General features: G+C 56.4%; 6 protein-coding genes and 1 pseudogene. 5 read left to right on the top strand and 2 right to left on the bottom strand.

Going from position 1 to position 8,806, the window contains the following annotated elements; all coding sequences use genetic code 11:
• A pseudogene (locus QMM04_RS18620) lies at positions 1-305 on the top strand (hypothetical protein); the annotation flags it as partial.
• Positions 306-488: 183 nt separating this feature from the next.
• On the opposite strand, the gene QMM04_RS18615 reads toward QMM04_RS18620, so the two are convergent.
• Positions 489-1,907: an aldehyde dehydrogenase family protein gene (locus QMM04_RS18615; protein WP_282996739.1), complete on the bottom strand. Its 1,419-nt coding sequence runs from the start codon at positions 1,905-1,907 to the stop codon at positions 489-491.
• A gap of 104 nt (positions 1,908-2,011) precedes the next feature.
• Between QMM04_RS18615 and QMM04_RS18610 the strand changes: the two genes are divergently transcribed.
• The gene (locus tag QMM04_RS18610) at positions 2,012-2,929 is read left to right on the top strand and encodes a LysR family transcriptional regulator (protein ID WP_282996738.1); all 918 of its coding nucleotides are present in this window, start codon (positions 2,012-2,014) and stop codon (positions 2,927-2,929) included.
• A gap of 9 nt (positions 2,930-2,938) precedes the next feature.
• Here the strand turns inward: QMM04_RS18610 and QMM04_RS18605 are convergent, their stop codons facing one another.
• A complete protein-coding gene (locus QMM04_RS18605) occupies positions 2,939-4,834 on the bottom strand; it encodes a flagellin (RefSeq protein WP_282996737.1) in 1,896 nt (631 codons plus the stop codon).
• Positions 4,835-6,036: 1,202 nt separating this feature from the next.
• Here QMM04_RS18605 and QMM04_RS18600 point away from each other — a divergent pair.
• The 3 genes from QMM04_RS18600 to QMM04_RS18590 form a co-directional block, all read left to right on the top strand.
• Entirely contained in the window at positions 6,037-7,014 is a 978-nt protein-coding gene (locus tag QMM04_RS18600; RefSeq protein ID WP_264441599.1) for a glycosyltransferase family 2 protein, read from the top strand.
• A gap of 16 nt (positions 7,015-7,030) precedes the next feature.
• The gene (locus QMM04_RS18595; RefSeq protein WP_264441598.1) at positions 7,031-8,338 is read left to right on the top strand and encodes an oligosaccharide flippase family protein; all 1,308 of its coding nucleotides are present in this window, start codon (positions 7,031-7,033) and stop codon (positions 8,336-8,338) included.
• The coding region (locus QMM04_RS18590; RefSeq protein WP_282996736.1) for a glycosyltransferase family A protein at positions 8,335-8,806 on the top strand (472 nt) is incomplete at its 3' end. The genes QMM04_RS18595 and QMM04_RS18590, both read left to right, overlap by 4 nt.

Genomic DNA, 8,806 nt, shown 5'->3' with positions numbered 1-8,806 from the left:
CTTTTTTTGAGGAAGTAACACTGGCAATGTGTGATCCGGAGTTGATTATTGCTCACAGCAACGGGCTGTCATCACTCTCTGCTGCAAGCCTGTTACTGAAGCATTTTGGCGATAAAGATACATTGATGTATTCCCATCCAAAGGGTTATTTCACAACGTTTGGTTTCGTCGGGCGATTCAACGATAAATCTGTTCCTGTTGTTTGCGTTCGACACATGTCGAGATTTAAACCTCAGGAGGAGTATATTAAAGCCGCGATTTCTCAAATGCATGAACTGGTGCAGGCTGAAATGCGATCAGCCTGAGATGGCGCAGGACGATTACTACCTTCGTATTTCATGGTAATAAAATTTTGGATCGCCCTGGCGTCTGCCATAGAAAAATACTCACTTGAGAAGATCGGGACAGTGCCAATATAGAGAGAGGAACAGGGCTCTGGCATTACTCCCTGCGCCGCAGTGCTATTCACTGCAGCGCTCACCTCATCCTTAACCAGCAATCAGCGCCCTTGGTTCCAGAAACGCGCTGATACCCGCCTGACCCATCTCCCGGCCTATGCCAGAGTGGCGGAAACCGCCGAACGGCGCGCGCGGTTCGTGAGCCAGCGTGTTGATCATCACGCGGCCGGCGATCAGCTGTTCTCCCACGTTGCGCGCATGCTGTTCATCCGCACCGATCACCAGTGCCGACAGGCCGTAATCGCTGTCGTTGGCCATGGCGATGGCTTCGGCTTCATCGCGGTAGGTCAGGATGCTCAGCACCGGGCCAAAAATCTCTTCGCGCGCCAGCGGCATTTCATTGGTGACATCGCTGAACAGCGTCGGGCGGATATACCAGCCGTGGTGCAGCCCGTCCGGGCGGCCGCTGCCGCCGGTCAGCAGGCGCGCGCCCTGTTGTTCGCCAAGCGCAATATAGTGCTGCACGCGCTGCCACTGTTTCTCGTTGACCATCGGCCCAATGGTGGTGCGCGCGTCAGCCGGATCGCCGGAGACCTCCGCAGCGACTGCCGCCGTCAGCGCCTGTTCGAACTCGGCCTTGCGCTGCTCCGGCACCAGAATACGCGTGCCGGCAATACAGGCCTGGCCGCTGTTGATAAAGCCAGCCTGAACCGCCAGCTGGGCTGCCTGGGCGGCATCGGCATCCGGCAAAATCAGCGTCGGTGATTTACCGCCCAGCTCCAGCGTGACGCGTTTAAAGGTGTCGGCGGCGCTGCGCAAAATCGCTTTGCCGGTGGCGGTCGAGCCGGTGAAGGAGATTTTCGCCACCTGCGGACTGCGGCTCAGGGCTTCACCGACGCTGGCACCGCGTCCGGTGACGATATTAAACACCCCCGCAGGCAAACCGGCGGTGTGCAGCGCCCTGGTGATCACCTGGGTCTGCAACAGGCTGAACTCGCTGGGTTTGATCACGGCGGTACAGCCTGCGGCAATTGCGGTCGCCAGTTTGTGGCAGATAAAGCCCGCGTTGCTGTTCCATGGCGTGATCAGGCCGGCAACGCCGAGCGGCAGCATCTGCACCTGCGCGCGGCCTGCCTGTTGTACAAACGGATAGCGTTTCAGCTCTTCAATTACCTGCAGAATCACATCAGCCGGATAGCGGCTCATCCACTCGGAGCGTGCGGTGGGCGCGCCGTACTCCTCAAGGATCGCCGCGCGCAGCTCGCTTTCGGCACGGTTAACCGCATGGTACATCTGTTCCAGCAGGGTGATGCGCTGAGCCACCGTGGTCGCGGCCAGGGCGGGAAACGCCGCCGCTGCCGCCGCAATCGCGCGTTCAGCATCCTGCGCATCTGCCAGACGCGCTTTACCGATTACGCTGCCGTCGGCAGGTTTGATAATATCCAGCCATTCATCGCCGTCAGGAGTGACAAACTGGCCGTTGATATAGATGTGTTCAATCATGTGCATGGCTATGCTCCTTTGCATGTTGCGTGGCGGCAAAATAGCACGCACCACCGGCGGCGATAATCCGCCTCCGCCTGCAAAGGGTATTGCGCGAAACGGAATAATTGATGAACCGGACAGGTCTGACTGAACTGGAAATTGTGCTGGCGGTCGCGCGGCGCGGCACCTTTAAAGCGGCGGCCAGCGAGCTGGAGATGTCGCCTTCGGCGGTGACCAATGCAGTTGCCGCGCTGGAGAAACGGCTGGGCGTGCGGCTCTTCAACCGCACCACGCGCAGCGTCGCGCTGACCGATGCCGGACGGCGTTTCAGCGAGAAAATTGTGCCAGCGCTGGCGATGATCCGCAGCGCGGCTGAGGAAGCCGGCAGCGATCCGGGCGATCCGGCCGGCATGCTGCGTCTCAACGTGCCGCCGGAGAGCAGCGCGCTGTGGTACGCATCGATATTGCTGCCGTTCCTGCAGCGCTATCCGCGCATTCGCGTCGATATTTACAGCCAGAAAGAGCGGGTGGATATCGTGGCCGACGGCTTCGATGCCGGCATTCGGCTGGCAGAGGATGTGCCGGGCGATATGATTGCCGTGAGGCTGACGCCGGAAATGCGCATGATTGTGGTGGCCGCGCCAGCCTACCTCGCACACGCGGGCACACCGCAAACGCCAGAGGCGCTCGATCAGCATCAAACCCTGTGTATGCGCATGGCGGACGGCAGCGTTTACCGCTGGGAGCTGAGCCAGCAGCAGCAGCGTTATCGGCTGCAGGGCGAGCCGCGTATGGCGGCCAGCGACATGAGCGCCATCCACCAGGCGGCGCTGGCAGGTCTGGGCATTGCCTGCATGACGGAACAGCAGGTTGCGGCGGATGTGCAGGCGGGCCGACTGGTGCACCTGTTGCCCGGCTGGCAGGTGCCCCTCGGTGCGCTCTGCCTCTACTATCCGGGACACCGGCTGGTGCCGCCGGCACTGCGGGCGCTCAGCGAATTTGTGCGTGCGCAGCGTGATGCTTCTGCCTCACCTGAAGCCGGATGACGTCCTTTATCAGGCGTTCAGTAACTTCAGCACCTGCTGCGGCAGCTGATTAGCCTGCGCCAGCAGGGCGCTGCTGGCCTGCTGCAGAATTTGCTGACGCGACAGGCTGGAGACTTCTGTGGCGTAATCCGCATCCTCAATACGGGAACGCGATGCCGCAATGGCGGCGGTGGCGTTACCCTGCAGCGTTTGCGCCGAGAGCAGCCGGTTAGCAACGGCGCCCAGACGGGTGCGCTGACTGTCGATTTGCCCGATAGCGCGATCCAGCGTGGCGAGCGGATCGTCCGGATGTTTCAGGCGGATCTCTGAACCGGTCTCGGCCACGCGCAGCGTCGTAAAGTTGGTAGAGGCATCGGTAACTGACGACAAAGCCGCCTGGAAGTAAATCTGCACGTCACCCACGCCCTGCAGGGTTTTCAGCATCAGGTTGCCGCTGCTGTCACTGCGGACGAAAGTGGCGGTTTTATCCAGATTGCCGTTCGGCACATCCATGTAGTAATTGCCTTCGGCGTCGAGTTTCAGCACATCATTACTGCTGTTGCCATCGACATCGGTATAGCGCACATCCACATTGGCCGGATCGAGCGTGATGTAAGAGGTGCCGGTCACGCTGTTTACCGCGCTGAAGCTGTTAATGCTGCTGGCGCTGGTCGCGACGATGCTCAGGGCATTACTGGTGCCATCCGAGGTCGCGCTGACGGCGGCGTTGTAATACTGGTAGCTACCGCCGCCGTTATCCACTTCCATTACATACTGCCCGCCGCTGCGCAGCAGACGGCCATTGCTCACCGCGTTGCCGCTGGCATCGCTGAAACTGAGGCTGGCGGTGCTGGTGTCGATCGCCGGCGTGTCGGTCACCGTGGTCGGCAGGGTGGCGAAATCGCTGTCGGTTTTGGCGGCACCGCCGGTCATGCGTGCCGTTACTGCGCCGCTGCTGCCAAAGCTGAGCGTGGCCGGATACCAGCTGTTGTTCTGCTCAATATAATACTGGCCATTATCCTGCGTTAACGTGGCTGCGGGCGTGGTGCTCAGCGCGCTACCACTGCTGTCCTGAAAATTAACCGCCGGGATGGTGCGCGACGCAATGCTGCTGACGTTGCTGTACAGCGGCGCCGGATTGCTGCGGCTAATCGAGACGTTACCGGCAGCCGTGGCGGTGTCCCAGCGCGCACTGACGGCGGCCAGATAATAGACCGGCTTGCCGTCGGCGTCGCTGCTCTGCACGTACTGGCGGTTATCACCACTGCTGCGCACCAGCTGCGGTGAGCCGCTGGCGGGCAGATAATTCACGGTGATCGCCGGGTTGCTGAACGCCATATTGGTGGCGAGGCCGGTGAGGGTGGTGACATTGGTCACTTTGCCGCTGATGCCGCTGATCACCAAATCCTTAAGTCCCAGTGCCTCCACGCTGAAGCCGGGCGCCGACAGGTCGAGACTGATTTTTTCGTTGTCATTAGCGCCAACCTGGAATCCCAGCTTACCGGCGCTGCCATCCAGCAGCCTGATGCCGTTAAAGCTGCTGCTGGTGTTGAGCCGGTCAATCTCTTTCAGATTGAGGTTAATCTCCGCCTGAATGGCGTCCGAGTCGCTCTGCGAATTGGTACTGTTTAATCCCTGAACCGCCAGCTGGCGAATCCGCTGCAGGCGGTTATTGATCTCATCCAGCGCGCTTTCCGCGGTTTCGACCAGTGACAGGCCGTCACCGGTATTACGCTGCGCCACCGCCAGGCCGTTCTGCTGGCTGCTAAAACGGTTACCAATCGCCTGACCTGCCGCATCGTCACGCGCGCTGGTGATGCGCATACCCGACGATAAATGGCGGATCGCATCGCCCAGCGCTGCGCCATTTCTGGCAGATTGCTTGCTGGCGTTGAGGGCAGACAGATTGGTTTGCAGGCTGATCATTTCCGGGCTCACTGATAAATACACTGATAGCGTTATCGGCATTTACCGGCTTTCTTTAAAAAAATATTTGGCCTAAGTCACGTCAGCGAAGCGCTGATTGTTAAAATAAGCAGCATGAAATCGCGCTAAGTTGAGTTTGTGATGCAGTAAGGATCTGTATTTTTCTGCACGGCGCTAATTTATAGAGGCAGGGCTTGACGACTACTAAAAATAGCAGGTCAGCAGAATGAATAAAGGTTATTACTGCTTAAGCGAGGCGGCGAGGGCGTAACCCATCGCGATAACAACCGCTTAGGACGCTACTGGACTTATCCGCCGGTTTCCCTGCTCTTATTCCTGGTCAGCAGCGCGCGCCGCCCTTATCAATCGTCGCGGTTGCGCTTTATCCATGCTAATCAGTCAGCGCGAAATAAGGCGGCGGGGCGGGTGAGTAAATTCCGTTTTGGTCTGGAAGGCATTGACCTTATAACTGCGCCTGGTGAGAATGCGGTAAAAGTTTTGAATCAGATCGCAATTTTGGGCCTTGTGCCATTTGCAGTCCGGCTGCGATAGCCGGACTGAATTAACGCCACTTGCACCTCGCGCCGCGCAACACACATCGCGGCGTAATAAAAGTGCAGGGCATACAGCAAATATCGTTAATGTCGTAACGCTCGTTGCGAAGGCCCGTCGAAAGATGCACCTTTTCAACCGCGGTCGGCAGTTCCCGTTCTCCTGATGCGGCAAAAAATAGCTGGAGAGGTAGCGCCGATCAGGATAACGAATAAACCTCTATCTGATAAATGTTTTACCCGGCAGCAACGCAATAAATACGTTGCTGTGCAGGAGATGTTGGGGCTAACTGGCTGATAAATAACTGAACTCTGCGGAGTGCAGCGCCCCTTCTTTACGCCTGAAAATGCACCAAAGAGAATTCCAGCACGCTGGTCGCTGTAAGCCAGGGGCGGTAGCCTGCGGTTTTTAACCTTTAAATCGCCAGATAAACCTGACCTGAATATTTAGCGAAATTCTTATCTGGCGCCAGCGAAAAATAGACTTATTCCGGCGGGCATATTTTGGTGAGGAAACTCTGAAAACAGCGGTGTATTAATGTTAAGCCGCATGAAAGCATAGGCCGTTAAACGTTAAGCATTAACGGTTCAGTATCGATTTTTATTTGTCACGGCGGGTTCAACCCCCAATAAATTATGTTTTGAGGTCATATGCAAACTCCCGTTAACGACGTGCTGATTAGCGTCATTGTGCCGGTGTATAACGCCGCAGCTTATCTGGAAAGATGCATCGACAGCCTGCTGCAGCAGGATGAGGTTCGCTTTGAGGCCATTTTTATTAATGACGGCTCCAGCGATGACTCGCTGGCGATCCTGCAGCGCTACGCCGGTTATCCGCAGTTCCACCTTATCAGCCAGGCCAACGCGGGCGTCTCGGCGGCGCGCAACCGGGGCATTCGCGCCTCGCGCGGCCGGCTGCTGTGTTTTTTAGACGCCGATGACTTCCTGCCGCCCCAGGCCTTCTCGACGTATGTGCGGCTGATGAGTGATGAAACGGCGATGGTGGTGGGCGAGTCACAACATTTCAACCCGGACGGCGCACCGCTGGATTTTCCCGCCAACCGTGAACAGGCGTACGTGCTGTCGGTATCGGCGGCGATTAACGAACTGCTCTATTACCATCCGCGCCACGGTATCTGCGACAAGGTGTTTCGCGGCGATGTCATTCGTCAGCACCGGCTGCGGTTCAACGAAGAGATCGCCAATTTCGAAGACCTGCTGTTTGTCATGAACTACCTGCATCTGCAGCAGGATCGCCAGGTAGTGATGACGCAGCGGGTGGTTTATCACTACGTCAAATCCACGCACTCCGCCACGCGTTCGGCGCTGCGGGAAAAACATTTCTCTTTTGCCCGCTCGTTCAGCGGCATGAAGGCGTTTTTATCGAGCCAGCATTATCGCTGCTATTACCACCTCTATTTAAAAGTCACGGCGTCTTACATCCACAAAGGGCTGCACAGCGACAGCCTGAGCCGCGCCTTCATTGATGAATACATCACGCTCTATCGCCGCAGTTTCCGCAGCTGGTGCACCGCCGGACCGCTACTTAATCCGTGGAGCCTGTACTTTGCGCTGTTTTTCATTAGCCCGCGCCTGGTTTCACGGCTGCGCCGGCTGGCAGAGAAATAATCGCACCGGAGGCGTTGTGAAAAACAAATTAAAAAACTCCATGTGGATGATTGCCGAAAAGCTGATTGCGGTATTCGGCCTGATCTTTGTCACCTCCTACGTGGCGAAATACGTCGGGCCCACCACCTTTGGCATTATCTCCATCGCCATGCTGGTATTTCAGTTTATTCAGACCATCGCACTGATGGGCAGCGATGTGATTTTGCTGAAACGCATCGCGCAGAATCATCATTCCGGCCTGCGCCTGATGATGGCGACCTTCCTGCTGGTACTGGTGCTGTATTGCGTGCTGTCGATTGTCGGCATGGCGATTATGGAAGAGGAGTGGAGCGCCGACGCGCTGGTCTTTATCTGCGCGGCAGCCATTGCCTGCCTGTTCTCATCCATTGACCTGGTCAATATTTACAACGAAGCGAGGCTCAACGCGCGTCTCAATGTGATTGCCAACGTCATCGGTCTGGCGATCAGCCTGACGGTGCGCTTTCTGATCTCCTATTACCAGCTGGAACCGGCCTGGCTGGCGATTCCGATTGTGCTCGCCACCTTTATTCCTTTCACCATCAAGTTAACGCTGTTTCTGCTGTATGAGCGGCGTGCACCGCTTCCGGCGCTGCGCCACGTGAAAAAGTATTCGCGCTACATGCTGGTTTCCGGCATGTCGCTGATCTTCTCTGCGATTGCCGTTGCGCTGTATACCCGCGTGAATCAAATCAGCGTCTCTTATTTTCTCGGCGTGAAAGAGGCGGGCATTTTTTCCGTGGCGCTGACGTTGTCGACCGCCTGGGTATTTTTACCCAGCGCGCTGCTGGCGTCGTTTTATCCGGCATTTTTTGCCGAGCGGAATGACCAGCAGGCGATCGTCAAAGCGCAGAAACTGCATCTGCTGGTGATTGGCGTTTCCGCTGCGGTAATTGTGGCGATCTGGCTGCTGTCGGGCTGGTTTATTCGTGACTTCTACGGTGAGCAATATCTTGATGCGGTCGCGCCGACGTTATTACTCAGCCTCGGTGCGATGTGCGCGGTGCTGAGCAGCGTCATGGATCGTTTCATCATTAAATATAACGGCTATCGCTATCTGGTGAAAAAAACCTTCGCGGTATTAGTGATTTGCGTGCTGTCGTCGCTGCTGCTGGTGCCACATTTCGGTTTAACCGGTGCCGCCATGAGCGTGGTATTAACCGAGTTTTTATCCTTCTCCCTGCTGAATTACTTTTTCCCGGCACAGCCGGTCATGCGTATTCATCTGATCTTTTTCAACCCCAGGAAACTATGGCAGCTCTTTAGCACTATCAAAACCTCAGACAGTAAAGAGAGTTTATCATGAATGAAAAAACGCTATTTAGTATTATCATTCCCGTTTATAACGCGCAAAACACTATCCGGCGTACGCTGCAAAGCGTATTAAATCAAACCTTCAGTAGCTATGAAATAATTGTTGTCAACGATGGCAGTCGCGATAACAGTGCCCGGATTTTGCAGGAGTTTGCTCACTATCCGCAGGTTACGGTGCTTAATCAAATTAACGCAGGCGTCAGTGCGGCACGCAATAGCGGGCTGCAGCAGGCCAGCGGGGAATATGTCCTGTTTCTCGATGCGGATGACTGGGTTGACGATAACTTCCTGATGAGTTTCAAACTCAATCTCAATGCCTGGCCGGCCGAGTCGGTGGATTTAATGGTGGGAAATCTCAACGACAATCGCATCGGTAAGATTTCGCAGGCGGGATTCTTCAGCCAGCAGGACATTCCTTACGTGCTGGGTGAACTGGAAATGAGCGATAACATCGGTTATC

Source organism: Pantoea sp. Pa-EAmG (assembly GCF_030024295.1).
Classification (GTDB): domain Bacteria; phylum Pseudomonadota; class Gammaproteobacteria; order Enterobacterales; family Enterobacteriaceae; genus Pantoea; species Pantoea dispersa.
Note: the sequence above shows the minus strand (reverse complement) of the source record. Positions and strands in the feature narration are given on the sequence as shown.

Bases quoted from the DNA above. Each gene is read 5' to 3' on its own strand.
- QMM04_RS18605 (WP_282996737.1), bottom strand. From the start codon at position 4,834: ATGATCAGCCTGCAAACCAATCTGTCTGCCCTCAACGCCAGCAAGCAA.
- QMM04_RS18600 (WP_264441599.1), top strand. From the start codon at position 6,037: ATGCAAACTCCCGTTAACGACGTGCTGATTAGCGTCATTGTGCCGGTG.
- QMM04_RS18615 (WP_282996739.1), bottom strand. From the start codon at position 1,907: ATGCACATGATTGAACACATCTATATCAACGGCCAGTTTGTCACTCCT.
- QMM04_RS18610 (WP_282996738.1), top strand. From the start codon at position 2,012: ATGAACCGGACAGGTCTGACTGAACTGGAAATTGTGCTGGCGGTCGCG.